Source organism: Natronomonas aquatica (assembly GCF_024449025.1).
Classification (GTDB): Archaea; Halobacteriota; Halobacteria; order Halobacteriales; family Haloarculaceae; genus Natronomonas; species Natronomonas aquatica.
This window is the reverse complement of the sequence record NZ_JAHLKM010000028.1, coordinates 1-14,403: the sequence shown is the minus strand read 5'-3', so window position 1 is coordinate 14,403 and position 14,403 is coordinate 1. Positions and strand designations below refer to the sequence as shown.

Here is a 14,403-nt window from a genome sequence, read left to right as displayed (position 1 = left end):
CGCTTACCCCCCGTCCGCGGCGTCCGGCTCCGGCAGCACGTGCAGCCCCCGACGGTGTTTGAGGGCGAGAACCGACTCGGCGTCGGGATCGAGATACGACGGCCGGGGGACCGTCTTCGACTCGAAGGTCTCGGGATCGAGGATCTGGACGGCGTGTTCGTCTTCGATTGCGACGAGCGTCGTCCGCTCGGCGTCGGCCCGCTCGCCGATCTTGCGCGCGTCGGGGGCGATCCCCTCCTCGAAGTCGGCCTCGTAGCGGTCGCCCGTCGCGAGCCGCCGCCCCTTCAGGTTGCCGTGGGCGCTCGTCACGAGGACGGGCCCGTCGCCGTCGTCGAGATCGACCACGTCGTCTGGCGTGTAGGGCGGCAATCGGACCGTAAAGGTGACACGGTAGACCTCGTTGCCGTCGCCGTCCTCGGTGACGAGCGTCGGCGCCTCCGAGACGGCCCCGCCTAGCTCTTCGACGATCCGCTTTGCGATCCCCTGGCCCATCTGGTTCGTCGAGATCTTCATATCGACGCCGTCGTCGGTCCGGGTCGTCTCGGTGATGAAGGCGTTTCTGTCGCCCGTCGCCTCGCGGTCGGCGATGTAGGCCTCGGCGATCTCGATCGCGCGGTCGTTTTCGGCGGCCGTGGGCGTCCGGTCGGTGCCGCGGACCTGGACGATGCTCGCGTAGTAATCGCCCGCGATCCGGCCGCACCGGTCGCATGTTTCTCTTGCGATATAGACCGGGACCGTCACCTCCTCCGAGAGATCGGTCTCTCTGACCCGGCCGGTGAACAGACAGTGCATCCGGATGGTGTTCTGGTCGACCTGTTCGGGTTCGACGCCCCACTCGACGCCCTCGGCGTCGACGTGGACGCCCAGCCGGTCGGCGGTCTCCTCGATCGCGACGTCGGTGTAATCGCGCGCGCCGACGTCGACCCACCGGTTGCCCCGATGGAGCGCACCACACCGGCTGCAGACACGTATCTCGATGCGTTCGGGCGCGTCGACGAACTCGAAGGCCTCGAAGTAACAGTCGTCACACAGCACGGCGTCGGGATCGCTCGGCCCGCCGGGCAGATCGATCTCCGGCGAGCGTTCGATCGGATCGCCGCACTGCGGACAGAACATCCCCGACCGTGACCCGGAACTCATTGGCGGGGGTAGCCGCCCGAGGCGGTTAAAAAGCCCGTTGTGGTGGCGGTCGGTATGAGTGGGGACGACTAGGACTGGCAGTTTCGAACGCCGGTGAAACGGGGTTACAGCGATATCAAGGGGAAAGCCCACAGCTGAAGCCGTGGGGTAGACAGCCGATCGGTCGGACGTAGGATGTCAAGATTCGCCGCCATCGGCCACAGGCTCGCCAGCGCGGTCGTTGAGGTACTCCTCGGCGTTGTAATCCTCCGGTTCCCCACCGAGGTCTTCTGCCAGCGCCTCGCGTAGTTCCTCGCGTTGATCCTCCATTTCCTCACAGAGTGTTTCTAACTCTTCGTCGCTCACTGCTTCCTGATCTCGTGCCATTCCTCGAATCTCCTTGTGAATCGTTGGGTGTTCTCCGCTAAATGGTCTTCGGCGAAGTCGAGCGCGACGCTGGCCGGCATCGGCGGGGCGACGTACTCCTGCCGGTACTTCTCGCCATCCCGGTACACGTCGATGTGCAAGCCTTCGTCGGTCACGTCGTGGCCGTGGTCGCTTTCGGGATCGTGGTCGTAGCGGACGACTGGCGTCCAGTCCCCTTCGTGCAGGTACTCCAGTTGCACTACGAACCGCTTCACCTTGCCGTGGTTGTGCGAGTAGCCAAGTCGCCGTCGGATGGTCGTTCCTGTCCGCGTTGTGTACTCGCGGTCGTACTCTCGCGGTTTCTCACTCATCTCTTCAGAACGCGGATCTCAACGATACCCTTCGGTCAACCGCTCGACATACTTTGCCACCACGTCGACCTCGACGTGGACCGGATCGCCGACCGACTTCTCGGAGAGCGTCGTCAACTCATAAGTCGTGGGGATGATCGCGACGGTGAACGACCCTTCCCGGAGGTCGGCGACGGTCAGGGAGATCCCGTCGATCGCGATCGAGCCCTTCCCGACAACGTAGCGCCGGAGGTCGGCCGGCAGCGAGAAGCCGAAGGTCCAGTCCTCGCCGACCCGCTCGATCTCGGTCACCTCGGCGACACCGTCGACGTGGCCCTGGACGAAGTGGCCGTCGAATCGGCCGTCGGCCGGCAGCGCGCGTTCGAGGTTGACACGGTCGCCGACCCCGACGCTATCGAGGTACGTCCGTTCGAGCGTCTCCGTCGAGAGGAACAGCTCGAAGCTCTCGTCGTCGAACGCCTCGACGGTGAGACACGCCCCGCTTACTGCGACGCTCTGGCCGCCCTCGAGTTCGTCGGCGAAGGGGGCAGCCACGCGGAGCCGCCGTCCGTCCGCCGTGTCCTCGACAGCGACGATCTCGCCGGTCGTCTCGACGATCCCGGTGAACATACACCGGGTTGGAGCGGCGGGGCCGAAAGGCTGTCGTCATCAGGGTCGGGGACGCCGGCCGCGACGGCCGAAGGCGGAGCGGAGACGAACGCCTTTTCGTTCCGCCGGTTCGGAGGCCAATACAGCATGAACCTGCTCGATACGATCGGGCTCTTCGGGACGGTCGTACTGGCGGCGCCGATCGGCCTCCTGGGAGTCGAGTTCCTTCTGGGCGACCGGCCGATCGTCGGGGCCGGCTTCCTCGTGATCGCCGTCGCGCTCGTCGCCGGCGGCTACTTCCGACCGAGCCTGAAGGGAATCGTCGCCGATACCGTCGCCGACGTGGCGGTCAAAGCACCCGACGACGGTGACGAAGGCGACGCGGACAGAGTGGGCGAGGACGAGGACGGGGAGACCTATAAGCACTGAACGAAAAGGACGGGTATGGCCATCGGCATCGTCCGGACGCTCCAGCTCGCGGCGACGCTCGTCGTCGCCGGGCCCGTCGGCATCGTGGGCGTCTCCAGCCTGCTCGAGGGGCGATACCTCTTCGGCGCGCTCTTTCTCTGTGCTGCGGTCGGGCTCGTCGCCCTCAGCGAGTACGTCTACGTCCGGCTGACCGACCGGACCGTCGGACGGCTCCGGCGGCTGAAGGATATCCGTAGCGGCGAGTGACGGGGGCTACTCGCCGGCGAGTTCCTCCCGGACGCGCCGTTTGATGTGGGCGAAATCGAACGGCGGGCGGGTGTCCGGATCGACCGGCTCGACCGCACAGACGATGAGTTCGGTCCGGTCGCGCTCCGTCGCCGCCCGGTAGGCGTCCTCGAAGGCGTCCTCGCTTCGGACGCGGGTCGCGGGGACGCCACAGCTCTCGGCGACGCCGACGAAGTCCGTCGAGGCGGAGTGGTTCGGCTGGCCGCCGGTCGTACCGTAGATGGCGTTGTCCCAGACGACGACCGTAAGGTTGGGCGGATCGACGGCGCCAAGCGTCGAGAGCACGCCCAGCGACATCAAAAGTGAGCCGTCGCCCTCGAAGACGACGACCGGATCGTCGACGGCCAGCGCCAGCCCGAGCCCCGTCGGCGTCGTCACGCCCATGCTGCCCCACTGGTAGAAGTTCCGCTCGCGGTCCGCGACGCCCGCCAGGACGTAGGAGGCGACCCCGAGGTTCGAGACGGCCACGACGTCCGGGGTAACGTCGAGGACGGCCGCCGTGCAGACGAACTGGTCGGCCCGGCCTTCGTCGCCGTCGTCGCGTTCGTCTTCCCCCGTCACTTTGATTCCTCCTTGTAGCCGGTCACAGTCGTCTCCAAGAGCAGGACGTAGGGCGTCTCCGTCGAGAAGGCGCTTTCGGCCGCCATCTCCACGCGGTCGTCGACGTCCTCGGCGTCGTGGACCGAGTGGTTGCGGACGGACAGCTCATCGAGCAGCCCGGGCATGTTGTACCCGGCGGGCACCTGTGCGAGGTTGAACTCCCCCAGATCGCCGCGTCGGGTCACGATCCCCAGAAACGGGAGCCGGGCGGGGACGCTCAGGGAGGCCAAAGCGTTGAACGTGTTCGCGAGCCCGCTCGATTGACACAGCAGGGCGCCGCGTCTGCCGCCGAGCCAGGCGCCCGAGAGCACGCCGACGGCCGCCTCCTCTCTGGTCACGAGCACCGTCTCGAAGGCGTCATCGTCCTGTGTCGCCTCGATGAGCGGCGATATCGTCGTATCGGGGAGGTACGCGATCAGCTCGATGTTCGTCCGTTTGAGTCCGTCGATCGCTTGGTCGATCCAGGTCATGTGTGCGCCTCCCGTCTCCCGGTTCGCGCCGGTCGAGACGGGATACGAGCAAGTGCGCGGGCGGTCTAATCAAGCTACTGGTGTCGCGTCCCCGGACCCGTGCCCGTCGCTCAGTCCGCTTTGAGTTCCTCGCCGTGTTCCTGGGCTTCGGCGAGGACGTCCTCCAGGGACTTGTCGACGAGTTCGTTGTACAACAGCACGTCGATCGGCAGCGTCGGCGCGCCGTCGACGAGGCCCTCAAGCAACACGAGCCGTTCGCGGGCGCGGGACATCCCGACGTAGAACACGCGCCGTTCGTTGTCGGTCATCGTCGGCACCGGATCCGAGCGCTTCGTGAACTCGGTGACGCCGGGGACGGCCTCGGGATCCTCGACGGAGGCGGCCATCTGCTCGACGACCTTCTCCGTGAGGTCGGTCGCGACGAAGACGTGATCGGCCTCCCGGCCCTTCGCGGAGTGGATCGTACCCAGCCGGACGCGCTCGGGATCGGCGCCGCGGTAATCGCCGCTGAAATAGGCGTCGACCGACCGCTCCTGGAAGTTCGAAACCCGGGTGAGCATGTCGGCCGCCGAGGCCGGCCCCGGGGCGAAGGGCGCGTGGTCGTCGACGAACGCGGGATCGACCTCCAGGTCGGTGAGGTCCTCGACGCCCTCCGCATCCTCCAGTTCCTCCAGGGCCTCGAAATAGTCGTCCCGCTCGCCGGTGCCGAAGGCGCTGTCGGCGAGCATCTCCCCGAGCCGTCTGGCCTGCAGGCCGTCGATCGGCTCCCCGTCGGACAGCGCCTCGATCCCCTCGACGTACCCCCGGAGCCGGTCGGTCCACATCCGCTGGTCGGTCAGCGCGGTGAAGGGGATCCCCTCGCCGATGAACTCGTCCATGAACTGGAACATCTGATAGCGGGCCCGGAACAGACACATGACGCTGCCCTCCTCGTCCTCGTCGATCGTCATCCGAACGTTCCGGACGAGATCGATCATCGACGGCGACCGGACGGCCTCGACGGAGCCGCCCTGCTTGCGCGGTTTGAGGTCCTTGTCCTGCCGTTTCTCGATGTGGCTGATCTGAGTGTTGACGACGTTCAGGATCCGGGAGGGGAGCCGGTAGCTGTTGGGCAACACGACGTCGTCGTCGACGCCCTCGTCCAAAAGGAGGTTCGGGTCGGCGCCCTGCCAGGCGTAGACGACCTGATCGTCGTCGCCGGCGATGAGAACCGACTCGACGTGGGGTTTCCACTCCTCGTAGACCCCGTACTGTAGGGTCGTGATGTCCTGAAACTCGTCGATGACGAGGTGATCGACGCTGGGGACCAGAGAGCGCTGCTGGACGCGTTCGAGCATGTCGGCGAAGCCGACGATCCCCTCCTCGCCCTTGTAGCTCCGCCACGCGCGGATCGCCTCGGGGATGTCGACGCGGTCGTCGTCGGAGGACCACGTCGGCGTGTACTTGTTGCCGGTCTGGGCGCGGTCGTCGATCTCCGGCGGGAGCCGGACCTCCTCTTCGTTCCACTTGAAGGGGACGTCGTACCAGTCGGCGACGTCGCGTTCGGTCCGCTGGAGCCACTGGGAGGTGGCGATGATCTTGTTGCCGAGCGTCGTCGACCGGGCCGACCGTCGCCGGGCGGATTTGTTCTCGTCCTCGAATTCGAGGCCGTACTCCTCACAGAACGTCTCCTTGTGGTTCTCGCCGACGACGTCGCCCCGCGAGAGGTTCAGGAGTTCGTAGGCCTTCGCGTGCATCGTACAGACGTTGCCCCGGAGCGACTTGGGCGAGCGATCGAGCCGTTCGGCCAGCCGTTCGCGCACCTCGGCGGCGGCCGCACGGGTGTAGGAGACGACGAGGATGTCACGCATCTCGACGCCGTCCTCGAGCATCCCGTCGACGCGGTCGAGTAACGCCGTCGTCTTCCCGCTCCCCGGTCCCCCGAAGAGCCGAGTGACGTGGGTGGAATCAGCCATTACTCGCGTAATGCCGCCCACAAGTATAAAATACGTGTTTGAGACGGCGGGCGTATCGGCTGCTCGGAGACCGGTGAAACGTATGCTTTCGAAGCCCGTCCAGGGGACGGGACGGCCGCAAAAAGGTCAGTTCGGCCGCCAGCCGCAGACGGAACAGGTCGCGGCGTCGAGGTCGTGGAGGCCACCGCAGTCCGGACAGCGCTTCTTGTTATAATCCTCTTCCCAGGAGGCTTCCTCGTGGTCGTGACCCCGCTCGTGCAGGAACTCGTCGAAGATATCGTTCTCGTTTGCGGTCGCCATACACGATAGCGTTCGATAAGCACGCTAATAAGTCCTGTGGTAATTACTATCATGGAGAATGGTCCCGTAGCACACTGGTTATAGTAGTCAGTAGAACTGTTTACACACTACTCACAGCAGGATGGCCAGCGACAGCCACGCAGGCCGGACACTCGCGAGTGGATCTGTACTGACTTCTACCGGCTACTATACCGGCCGCTTTTACTCGGCGCGACCGTACCGCGGCTATGGATGTCACAACGGAACTTTCGCTCGACCACCGGAGCCGTCCCGGGACGGCCGGATCGGACGCGCCGGCCGTCGTTTTGATCCACGGTCGGGGGGCAAACGAGCGGGACCTTCTCCCGATCGCCGCCCGGTTGCCGGAGGAGCTTCACGTGCTGAGCGTCCGGGCCCCGAACCGGATGCGCGGCCCGGACAGCTACACGTGGTACGAGTTGGATCTCTCGGCCGGCGGTCTCCACGCCAGCCAGCCCGACCCGGATGGGTTCCGTTCGAGCCTCGATCGCCTCCACGAGTTCGTCGGGGAGGCCGTCGAGGCCCACGGTCTCGATCCCGACCGGATCGGACTGTTCGGTTTCAGCCAGGGTGCGATCACGAGCCTCGCCGCGCTCCTCGAGCGACCCGACGCCTATCGGTGGGTCGTCGCGCTCAACGGCTATCTCGCGGAATCGCACGAAGACGACGCCGGAAACGCCGCGGGAAAGCCGGTCTTCGTCGGCTGTGGATCGGCCGACCAGGTGATCCCGCCCGGGCGGGCCGAACATGCCGCCGAAACGCTCGCGGACGGCGGCGCCGAGGTCCGCTTCGAGACCTACGACGTCGGCCACGGGACCACGCCGGCCGAAGTGTCCGACGTGGTCCGATGGCTGGAGGACCGATACTGAGCCTGTGTCGGGGCAGATGGCTTTATCCACCCGCGGCTTCCAAGGACACTCATGGAACCCGATCCGGACCCCTCGCGCTTCCGCGATCTGATGCTCGGCTCGGAGCCGGGACTCGAGGAGGTACTCCGGTGTGTGTTCGGGATTCAGGACCACGAGGCACGCCTGTATCTGGAGCTTCTGGACGCACCGGACAGCACCGTCGCCGAACTCGCCGATGCCGTCGACCGCGACCGGAGCAACGTCAACCGCGGCCTGACGACGCTCATAGAGAAGGGATTAGCCGACCGCCGGCGCCGGCTTCTGGACAGCGGCGGCCACGTCTACCAGTACCGCGCGACGCCGCCGGAGGAGGCCCGCGAGCTGATGCACGAGACGCTCGACGAGTGGGCCGCCTACGTCCACGAGCGGATCGAGGAGTTCCCCCGGAGCTGACCTTACGACACGGTCACGTCGACGATCTCGAAACGCGCGCCGCCCGCGGCGGATTCGATGACCCGGACGTCCCACCCATGGGCGGCCGCGATCTCCGTGACGATCGCCAGCCCGAAGCCGCTGCCCTCCTCGCTCGTCGTGTAGCCGGATCCGAGAACCGTCTCGCGGTCGTCTTCGGGGACGCCGGGGCCGTCGTCGGCGACGTAGAAGCCGGTGCCGTCCGAAAGCCCGCCGAGCCGGACAGTGACACCGGTTCCGGCGTGTTCGACGGCGTCGTCGGACTCCGTCGGACTGCCTGTGGAGCCGTGCTCCACGCTGTCATCGGCCTGCGGCCGATTGCTCGTCGAACCGTGTTCGACGCTGTCGTCGGACTGTGTCCGACTGCTCGTGGAGCCATGCTCCACGCTGTTCCGAAACAGGTTCTCGAGGAGCCGTTCGATCCGATCGCGGTCCCCGCGGATCTCGATGTCGTCCTCGACGGTCATCGTCGCCGTCGCCTCGCCGGCCCGCTCCCACGCGACCCGGGCGGCCTCGGCGAGGGCGACCGGCTGTGGATCGGTGACGGCCCCGCCGAGCCGGGCGAACTCGAGGGTCTCGTCGATGCGGGCGTCGGCGTCGGCGATCGCCTCGAGGGCCGCCTCGATGTCCTCGTCGCCCTCGTGTCGCTCACGGGCGAGTTCGAGCCGTCCCTTCGCGGCCGAAAGCGGGTTCCGGAGGTCGTGGGAGGCCCGGCTCGCGAACCGATCGAGCCGGTCGTTCTGCCGTTCGAGCTGCCGACGCTGGCGGCGCTGCTGAATCTCGTACCCCAGCCACCGGCTCGCCAGTTCGACGAACGTCCGTTCGCTGTCGGAGAACGGCCGACCGCGGGGGTCGTGCGAGGCGAAACAGAGCGTCCCGAAGAGTCCCCCGTCGACGACGAGCTTGCCGCCGATATAGCTTCCCAGCCCGAACCGCTCGTAGGCCCGATCCTCCTCCCAGCCCTCCTCGACGGCGTTTGCGACCGCGAGGAACCCGTCCCCCTCGATCGTCCGCCGGCAGTACGATTCCTCGATCGGGCACGTCTCGCCGGACTGGAGGAGTTCGTGGTCGCCGACGGCGTCGACGATCGTCTGCTCGGCGGACGTGATCTCGGTGACGAACCCGTAGGGGAGATCTAGGTAGCGACAGCCGAGTTCGAGGACGCTCTGTCGGCGCTGTTCGAACGACAGCGTCGAATCGGAGGCGATCACGTAGAGTTCGTGCAGAACGTCGACGTTCGCTTCGAGTTCCCGTTCGAGACGGGACTGCTCGGAGACGTCGACGACGATACCGGTAAAGAGGTCTTTGTCTTCGGTCGGCGTCTCCTGGATGGCGATGACGACCGGGACCTCGTGGCCCGCGCTGTGGACCGCCGACAGCTCGATTTGATCCCAATCGAGGTGGCGCTGACCGCTCTCCAAGTACGCCTCGAACGCCTCGAGATGGGAGGACTGCAGCCGGCTGGGGATCAGCCGCGTCAGCGACTCGCCGACGAGCGCCGCGGGCTCGTACCCGAGCGTGTCAGTCAGTGCCTCGTTCGTGTACCGTATCGTACTGGTCGAATCGATGACGAGCACGCCGAACGGGGCCTCGGCCAGGAGCAGCTCGAACGGGAGTTCCGATGGGATCTCCGGAGGCCCCTGGCTGTCGTCGTTCGACGCCATGTAATGACCCGTTTTTCGCCCGGATCGGTATATACCTGTGGCTCGGTGAAACGCGTGAACCGTCTCGGGGTCAAGTGGTTCGAGACGCAGAGCGTCTCGTCATCACGGAAATCAAAGATTTCCGTACGACCCCGAGGCTTTCCGTTTCGATGACGCGACTTGCAGGAACCGACGGAGGGCGGTCTTCGTCGGTTCCCACAGCGGTCGCAGTCCCCACGGGCGTCACTTCGGCCCCTCCCAGACCGAACTCCTGAAGACCACGAGCAAGCATCGGGGCATTCGCCTCGACCGCCTGTAAACCGTTTCTTTCTATATTCAGGATCCGCCGATAGATTCATCAGTTATCATCTCGTTCAAGATAACTAGATGGACGATGACGACAACCGATTTCATGAATCCCACCGCTGCGAAAATCGTCTTGTCGGCACAGTGTGGGGATTCTATCAACCGAATCTCGAATAAGATCGGTACATCGTATTCGTGGGTCTACGACTGGATCAATCGATTGGACGACCAAGAAATTATCTGTTATACAGATAGCGGAGTTCGAATCCGTGACTACGAGATGCGTCGGCGCTACGAGGAGATGATGGGAACGTTGTACACCCGCGACGAAGTTTCACAGGAGGACGCGTACGTGATCCTCCACTTCGCCGGGATGGAGTTCGCCTACACGGAGATCGATGCCGCCTACGTCTGGACGCACGGGGGGTTCCAGATCGCCAGAGGCCACGACGACTACCCCGTGTTTATCGAGGTTCACGAGCGCGACGTCGATCGGTGGATCGAGTTCGTCGAGCGGTTCGGGGTCGACACTACTTTGGGAGAACGCCCGGACGCGGCCGATGTTGACGGGAGCGTCCACTACGTCTTGTTCCCGCAGGCAAAGGACATCGACGTCGAGTGGGTCGACGGCAATCCCGTGATTCCGTTGGACGACGCGGTCAGTCAGATGATGGAGACCCGGCCGGCGTACGAACCGGCGTTGGAGATGATCGCCGACGAACACGACGTCGACATCGACGCGAGTCATCATAACCAGATGACTGCCGACTGAACGACCCATAATGAGCCTCCAAGAGCGTCAAGCCGAACTCATCGACGCACACCGCGCCGTACAGGACGAAGAACTGTCGTACGTACTCGTCGGAGGATGGGCAATCTCGGCGTTTCAGACCCGGTTCACTACTGATGTCGATATGGTGATCCCTGAAACAGAACGCGATGCGTACGACGCCCTCCTCATCGAGTTGGGGTACAGCAAAGCGTTCGATAACGACGTGGCAAACGTGTACGAGGGGCGAATCGTCCGGTACGAAAAACCGGTTGGCGATTACGCGGTCGAATTTGACGCACTCGTCGGCGCACTTCGCTGTCGGCAGACTGATGCGGAATGGTCGTACCGCTGTCTCCACGAACACAGCGTCGTCGAGTCTCTCGAAGTAGCGGAGGGCATGATGGCTCGGATTCCCGAGCCGGAACTGCTGTTCGCGCTCAAACTCCACAGCGGTCGGCTCGCGGATGCACGGGATCTGGTGATCGTCGGCGCCGAGGCAGATCTCGACAGCATCGAACAACACATCCATCGCGGGAATCCGAACCAGTTGGCCGAGCAAATCGAACGCGTGCTGGCGGAACTCGAAAGCGACGAGTTCGCGGACTCGTTCAGGGGCGTGTTCCAACAGAAGGAACTCCCAGAGGACAACATCGACGACCTGATTCAGTTCTTGCGAACCCAATTCGACAGACTCTGATAGAAAGAAGGAACACATCTCGCCGATATACCTGTAGTACCCACCCAGCCGTATGACGCGTGCAGGAGGCGTCGACGTTTTCGGGTTCGTTACCACCGCTCTCGATCTCGGCCTCGTAGGGTTCGTGTTGTGAGCCCTGCACGGTGGGGCTCACGGTCTCATCGAAGCGAACCAGCGTCGGAAACATCCGCACGTCCGTGAGGGTTAACCGGTCGTCGGCGAGGTATCGTTGGTCGGCGAGCACCTCGTACGCCATGATGTCGTCCCGGTCTTGCTCGCTTACGTAATACAAATGGAGGATAGATAGCCCCGGGCGGATTCGAACCGCCGTCAACGGCTCCAAAGGCCGCTATGATTGGCCGCTACACCACGGGGCTGCATCGATCGGTATGCCCTTCCCGCACAATAGCGTTACCCTTCGTTCGGATCGCCTTCCCGGAGTCAGTCGGCCGGTTCGGAGGGGACCTCGAGTTCGAGCAACTCGCAGGCGTCGGTCTCGGCATCGAAACAGTCCGGACAGCAGTCCCGCCGGTCGATGATCGTATCGAGGCGTTCGGCGACCGTCTCGTCGATGACGCTCTCGAGCTGGCGGGCCTCCGCCTGGAAGTCCTCGACTTCGAGCACCTCCCAGAGGAACCGTTCGATGATACAGTAGGTCTGCAGGGCGTCACGGGCCCGACTGATCCCCTCGTCGGTCAGCGAAACACCCTTGTATTTTTCGTGGTCGGCGAGCCCGCGCTCCTCGAGTTTGCCGATCATCTCGTTCGCGCTGGCCGGGCTGACGCCGACCCGGTCGGCGATCGCGCCGGTCGAGGCGGGGCCGTCGGCTTCCTCCTGGACGAGGTAGATCGTTTTGAGGTATTGTGCCTGCGTGTTCATCGTCGTCGCTCCATGAGTTCGGTGACTTCCTCGACGCCCTCGCGCTCTTCGGCTCTGATCTCCTCGAGGACGGCGAGCAGGCGATCACGACCGATCGTGAACTCGATGTCCGATCCCTCGATCGCGGCGATCAGGTCGTCGTAGAACTTGTAGGCCGTTTCTTCGTTACACAGCTGATCGTACAGCACGCCGTCGAAGTCCGTGTCCGATTCGTAACGGGCCGAGACGAGCCGTTCGATCTCCTCGTAGGCGATCGGATCGGCGTCGAGTTCGTCGACGAGCGCCTCGAGCCGTCGGCGGTGTTCGCCGGACTCTTCGGCGGCGTCCTCCAGCAGGGCGACGATCTCGGCGTCGAGTTCGTCGTCGCCGAGCGCCTCGTAGTGGTTGTGGGCGCGGGCCTCGACGACCTCCTCGAGCACCATCCCTATCTGGAGCAATCGCGCGAGCTGGTGGTCCGACGCGACCGGCTGTGTGAGACTCATCGCCCCACCCCTTGGTCGGCGGATCGTACGTCGGGCATACTCACGGCTCGGCACCGTGGCGACTTAAGAAGTTCCCCTCGCCGCGCCGTTTTTGTCCGCTCCCGACGGGTCGGTACGTATGTCGGACGACGAGTCGGCAAACAGGATGCGCGAGCGCTCGGCCCTGAACACGTTCGTGCTGTACCCCCTGTTGGACACCGACCGTCGATACATGACGACCGGTATCGTCGGGCTGATTATTGTTGCGCTCGTCGGTGTCTCGCTCGTGGGTCCGGCCGGGGTCGCGCTCTTGGACTCCGACTCGGTCGATACGGCTTTCGACGTGCTTCCCGTTGCGACGGTGACCGAGCGAGCACACTCTATCGGCCCGTTCACCCTCCGGGAGACCGACCGAGAGATCGACCGTTATGCACGTTAGCACCGTCGCCGAAAAGAAATCGAATCGAAAAGCGACGCGCGTTACTCGCGGGCCTGCAGCCGATCCTGGATCCGACTTCGGAGGTCTTCACGGAGCTCTTCGACCTCGATCTCCTCGAAGACCGGGACGTAAAAGCCCTCCACGAGCATGTTCCGTGCCAGCCGGTCGCTGAGCCCCCGGGAGGTCATATAGAACATGTCCGTCGCCGAGACCTGCCCGACGGTCGCGCTGTGGGAGGCCTCGGTGTCGTGGTTGTTGATGATGAGCTTCGGCGAGGCGTCGGCCTCGCTCTCGTCCGAAAGCATCAGCGTGTTCTCACGCTGGTAGGAACTGGTGTCCCACGCCTCCGAGCCGACGTGCTGGACGCCCTCGTAGACCGACCGGGCCACGTCGTCGATGACGCCGCGCGTGACCAGATCCGCCGTCGTGTGCTCGGCGTTGTGCCACACCCGCGCGTCGATGTCGAAGTGCTGGTCGTTGTGGCCGTAGAAGGCGCCGACGATCTTCGACTCCGAGGAGTCGCCGTTGAGGTGGCTCTCGACGGACGCCTTGCTCAGATGCGAACCGACGTTGCACTCGATCCAGTTGACCGTCGCGTAGGTGTCGATGTCGGCCTCACGCAGCGAGTAGACGTAGGTCGTCTCGTCGAGATCCTGGAGGTTCCCGAACTGGACGTAGCTGTTCTCGTGGGCGGCGATTTCCGTGATCCCGCTGTAATAGCGGTTCCCGTCGACTCCGGCGGTTTCACCGCCTTCGTTTCGTTGCGCCTCCGGCGCAACGCTCTCCTCACCGCTCTCTTGACGTTCGAGGATCGTCACCGACGACGATTCCTCGGCGACGACGAGCGTGTAGTTGAAAAGCGACCGGGAGTTCATCGTCGTCCGGATCGTCACGTCCTCGGCGTCGACGCCCTCGGGGACGTAGACGACCGTTCCGGTCGTAAACAGCGCCGTCGACAGCGCCGTCAGGTAGTTCGACTCGGGGTCGACGATGCTCCCGAAGTACTCCTCGAGGAGATCGCCGTGGGTCTCGATCGCCTCGGCGAACGGCAGCACGTCGATCTCTTCGGGGCCGACCTGGTCTTTCTCTTCGGCGGCCTCGAGCGGGTCGACCAGCGACTCGTAGTCGAGTTCCTCGAGGTTCGTCCACGTCCGGCCGGGCGTCTGGATGACGTCCGGGAACTCGATGTCGTCGAGCGCCGAAAGCGCATCGAGACGCGTCTCGAGGAGCCACTCGGGCTCGTCGAGCTCTTCGGAGATCTGTCTGACCGTCGCTTCGTCGATGGATGCGTGTACCTGCGTGGACATGTTATCCGAGCGAGCCCTCCATTTCGAGTTCGATCAGCCGGTTGAGTTCGACCGCGTACTCGATCGGCAACTCTTCGGT

At 64.6% G+C, this 14,403-nt stretch carries 19 protein-coding genes, 1 tRNA gene and 1 pseudogene; 7 read left to right on the top strand and 14 right to left on the bottom strand.

Annotated elements, in window-relative coordinates; all coding sequences use genetic code 11:
* Positions 1–3: 3 nt before the first annotated feature.
* The 4 genes from KM295_RS14010 to KM295_RS13995 form a co-directional block, all read right to left on the bottom strand.
* Positions 4–1,140, bottom strand: a complete 1,137-nt coding sequence (locus KM295_RS14010; protein WP_256030597.1) for a 60S ribosomal export protein NMD3 — start codon at positions 1,138–1,140, stop codon at positions 4–6.
* A gap of 177 nt (positions 1,141–1,317) precedes the next feature.
* A complete protein-coding gene (locus KM295_RS14005) occupies positions 1,318–1,506 on the bottom strand; it encodes a hypothetical protein (RefSeq protein WP_256030596.1) in 189 nt (62 codons plus the stop codon).
* Positions 1,482–1,856 (bottom strand): DUF7718 family protein, encoded by a 375-nt coding sequence (locus KM295_RS14000; RefSeq protein ID WP_256030595.1) that lies wholly within the window; start codon positions 1,854–1,856, stop codon positions 1,482–1,484. The genes KM295_RS14005 and KM295_RS14000 overlap by 25 nt, the downstream gene beginning before the upstream one ends.
* Before the next feature lie 18 nt (positions 1,857–1,874).
* The gene (locus KM295_RS13995) at positions 1,875–2,465 is read right to left on the bottom strand and encodes a riboflavin synthase (protein WP_256030594.1); all 591 of its coding nucleotides are present in this window, start codon (positions 2,463–2,465) and stop codon (positions 1,875–1,877) included.
* 126 nt (positions 2,466–2,591) lie between these two features.
* Here KM295_RS13995 and KM295_RS13990 point away from each other — a divergent pair, with 126 nt between their 5' ends.
* The gene (locus KM295_RS13990) at positions 2,592–2,873 is read left to right on the top strand and encodes a DUF7533 family protein (protein ID WP_256030593.1); all 282 of its coding nucleotides are present in this window, start codon (positions 2,592–2,594) and stop codon (positions 2,871–2,873) included.
* 15 nt (positions 2,874–2,888) lie between these two features.
* Complete coding sequence (locus KM295_RS13985; protein WP_256030592.1) at positions 2,889–3,119, top strand: DUF7533 family protein; 231 nt, start codon at positions 2,889–2,891, stop codon at positions 3,117–3,119.
* Positions 3,120–3,125: 6 nt separating this feature from the next.
* Here the strand turns inward: KM295_RS13985 and KM295_RS13980 are convergent, their stop codons facing one another.
* From KM295_RS13980 to KM295_RS13965, 4 genes are all read right to left on the bottom strand, one after another.
* The gene (locus KM295_RS13980; protein ID WP_256030590.1) at positions 3,126–3,719 is read right to left on the bottom strand and encodes a thiamine pyrophosphate-dependent enzyme; all 594 of its coding nucleotides are present in this window, start codon (positions 3,717–3,719) and stop codon (positions 3,126–3,128) included.
* Positions 3,716–4,228, bottom strand: coding sequence for a thiamine pyrophosphate-binding protein (locus KM295_RS13975; RefSeq protein ID WP_256030589.1), 513 nt, complete (start codon positions 4,226–4,228; stop codon positions 3,716–3,718). The genes KM295_RS13980 and KM295_RS13975 overlap by 4 nt, the downstream gene beginning before the upstream one ends.
* 110 nt (positions 4,229–4,338) lie before the next feature.
* A complete protein-coding gene (locus tag KM295_RS13970; RefSeq protein WP_256030588.1) occupies positions 4,339–6,183 on the bottom strand; it encodes a UvrD-helicase domain-containing protein in 1,845 nt (614 codons plus the stop codon).
* A 126-nt stretch (positions 6,184–6,309) separates the two neighbouring features.
* Entirely contained in the window at positions 6,310–6,483 is a 174-nt protein-coding gene (locus KM295_RS13965) for an HVO_0416 family zinc finger protein (RefSeq protein ID WP_256030587.1), read from the bottom strand.
* A 227-nt stretch (positions 6,484–6,710) separates the two neighbouring features.
* On the opposite strand from KM295_RS13965, the gene KM295_RS13960 reads away from it, so the two are divergent.
* On the top strand, positions 6,711–7,370 hold the full coding sequence (locus KM295_RS13960; RefSeq protein ID WP_256030585.1) for an alpha/beta hydrolase: 660 nt from the start codon (positions 6,711–6,713) through the stop codon (positions 7,368–7,370).
* A 51-nt stretch (positions 7,371–7,421) separates the two neighbouring features.
* Positions 7,422–7,802, top strand: coding sequence for a helix-turn-helix domain-containing protein (locus tag KM295_RS13955; protein WP_256030584.1), 381 nt, complete (start codon positions 7,422–7,424; stop codon positions 7,800–7,802).
* 2 nt (positions 7,803–7,804) lie between these two features.
* On the opposite strand, the gene KM295_RS13950 is transcribed toward KM295_RS13955, so the two are convergent.
* Entirely contained in the window at positions 7,805–9,484 is a 1,680-nt protein-coding gene (locus KM295_RS13950; RefSeq protein ID WP_256030583.1) for a sensor histidine kinase, read from the bottom strand.
* 391 nt (positions 9,485–9,875) lie between these two features.
* Between KM295_RS13950 and KM295_RS13945 the strand changes: the two genes are divergently transcribed.
* Positions 9,876–10,541: a helix-turn-helix domain-containing protein gene (locus KM295_RS13945; protein ID WP_418904810.1), complete on the top strand. Its 666-nt coding sequence runs from the start codon at positions 9,876–9,878 to the stop codon at positions 10,539–10,541.
* Positions 10,542–10,551: 10 nt separating this feature from the next.
* A complete protein-coding gene (locus tag KM295_RS13940) occupies positions 10,552–11,238 on the top strand; it encodes a hypothetical protein (RefSeq protein ID WP_256030581.1) in 687 nt (228 codons plus the stop codon).
* A 160-nt stretch (positions 11,239–11,398) separates the two neighbouring features.
* On the opposite strand, the pseudogene KM295_RS16935 reads toward KM295_RS13940, so the two are convergent.
* From KM295_RS16935 to KM295_RS13925, 4 genes and pseudogenes are all read right to left on the bottom strand, one after another.
* Positions 11,399–11,485, bottom strand: a pseudogene (locus KM295_RS16935) (glutathione S-transferase C-terminal domain-containing protein); the annotation flags it as partial.
* A gap of 57 nt (positions 11,486–11,542) precedes the next feature.
* A tRNA-Gln gene (locus KM295_RS13935) sits at positions 11,543–11,615 on the bottom strand.
* Between the two features lie 64 nt (positions 11,616–11,679).
* On the bottom strand, positions 11,680–12,117 hold the full coding sequence (locus KM295_RS13930) for a metal-dependent transcriptional regulator (protein ID WP_256030580.1): 438 nt from the start codon (positions 12,115–12,117) through the stop codon (positions 11,680–11,682).
* On the bottom strand, positions 12,114–12,599 hold the full coding sequence (locus KM295_RS13925; protein WP_256030579.1) for a ferritin-like domain-containing protein: 486 nt from the start codon (positions 12,597–12,599) through the stop codon (positions 12,114–12,116). Before KM295_RS13925 ends, KM295_RS13930 begins: the two co-directional genes overlap by 4 nt.
* A 118-nt stretch (positions 12,600–12,717) precedes the next feature.
* Between KM295_RS13925 and KM295_RS13920 the strand changes: the two genes are divergently transcribed.
* Positions 12,718–13,017 carry a DUF7972 family membrane protein gene (locus KM295_RS13920; RefSeq protein WP_256030577.1) on the top strand — a complete coding sequence of 100 codons (300 nt, stop codon included), beginning with the start codon at positions 12,718–12,720 and terminating at the stop codon, positions 13,015–13,017.
* Between the two features lie 41 nt (positions 13,018–13,058).
* Here the strand turns inward: KM295_RS13920 and sufD are convergent, their stop codons facing one another.
* Complete coding sequence (gene sufD, locus KM295_RS13915; protein ID WP_256030575.1) at positions 13,059–14,324, bottom strand: Fe-S cluster assembly protein SufD; 1,266 nt, start codon at positions 14,322–14,324, stop codon at positions 13,059–13,061.
* Positions 14,325–14,403: the final 79 nt, after the last annotated feature.

What these genes read in the sequence shown, in the direction of transcription:
- KM295_RS14010 (WP_256030597.1), bottom strand. Translation starts at nt 1,140, where the DNA reads ATGAGTTCCGGGTCACGGTCGGGGATGTTCTGTCCGCAGTGCGGCGAT.
- KM295_RS14005 (WP_256030596.1), bottom strand. Translation starts at nt 1,506, where the DNA reads ATGGCACGAGATCAGGAAGCAGTGAGCGACGAAGAGTTAGAAACACTC.
- KM295_RS14000 (WP_256030595.1), bottom strand. Translation starts at nt 1,856, where the DNA reads ATGAGTGAGAAACCGCGAGAGTACGACCGCGAGTACACAACGCGGACA.
- KM295_RS13995 (WP_256030594.1), bottom strand. Translation starts at nt 2,465, where the DNA reads ATGTTCACCGGGATCGTCGAGACGACCGGCGAGATCGTCGCTGTCGAG.
- KM295_RS13990 (WP_256030593.1), top strand. Translation starts at nt 2,592, where the DNA reads ATGAACCTGCTCGATACGATCGGGCTCTTCGGGACGGTCGTACTGGCG.
- KM295_RS13985 (WP_256030592.1), top strand. Translation starts at nt 2,889, where the DNA reads ATGGCCATCGGCATCGTCCGGACGCTCCAGCTCGCGGCGACGCTCGTC.
- KM295_RS13975 (WP_256030589.1), bottom strand. Translation starts at nt 4,228, where the DNA reads ATGACCTGGATCGACCAAGCGATCGACGGACTCAAACGGACGAACATC.
- KM295_RS13970 (WP_256030588.1), bottom strand. Translation starts at nt 6,183, where the DNA reads ATGGCTGATTCCACCCACGTCACTCGGCTCTTCGGGGGACCGGGGAGC.
- KM295_RS13965 (WP_256030587.1), bottom strand. Translation starts at nt 6,483, where the DNA reads ATGGCGACCGCAAACGAGAACGATATCTTCGACGAGTTCCTGCACGAG.
- KM295_RS13960 (WP_256030585.1), top strand. Translation starts at nt 6,711, where the DNA reads ATGGATGTCACAACGGAACTTTCGCTCGACCACCGGAGCCGTCCCGGG.
- KM295_RS13955 (WP_256030584.1), top strand. Translation starts at nt 7,422, where the DNA reads ATGGAACCCGATCCGGACCCCTCGCGCTTCCGCGATCTGATGCTCGGC.
- KM295_RS13950 (WP_256030583.1), bottom strand. Translation starts at nt 9,484, where the DNA reads ATGGCGTCGAACGACGACAGCCAGGGGCCTCCGGAGATCCCATCGGAA.
- KM295_RS13945 (WP_418904810.1), top strand. Translation starts at nt 9,876, where the DNA reads ATGAATCCCACCGCTGCGAAAATCGTCTTGTCGGCACAGTGTGGGGAT.
- KM295_RS13940 (WP_256030581.1), top strand. Translation starts at nt 10,552, where the DNA reads ATGAGCCTCCAAGAGCGTCAAGCCGAACTCATCGACGCACACCGCGCC.
- KM295_RS13930 (WP_256030580.1), bottom strand. Translation starts at nt 12,117, where the DNA reads ATGAACACGCAGGCACAATACCTCAAAACGATCTACCTCGTCCAGGAG.
- KM295_RS13925 (WP_256030579.1), bottom strand. Translation starts at nt 12,599, where the DNA reads ATGAGTCTCACACAGCCGGTCGCGTCGGACCACCAGCTCGCGCGATTG.
- KM295_RS13920 (WP_256030577.1), top strand. Translation starts at nt 12,718, where the DNA reads ATGTCGGACGACGAGTCGGCAAACAGGATGCGCGAGCGCTCGGCCCTG.
- sufD (WP_256030575.1), bottom strand. Translation starts at nt 14,324, where the DNA reads ATGTCCACGCAGGTACACGCATCCATCGACGAAGCGACGGTCAGACAG.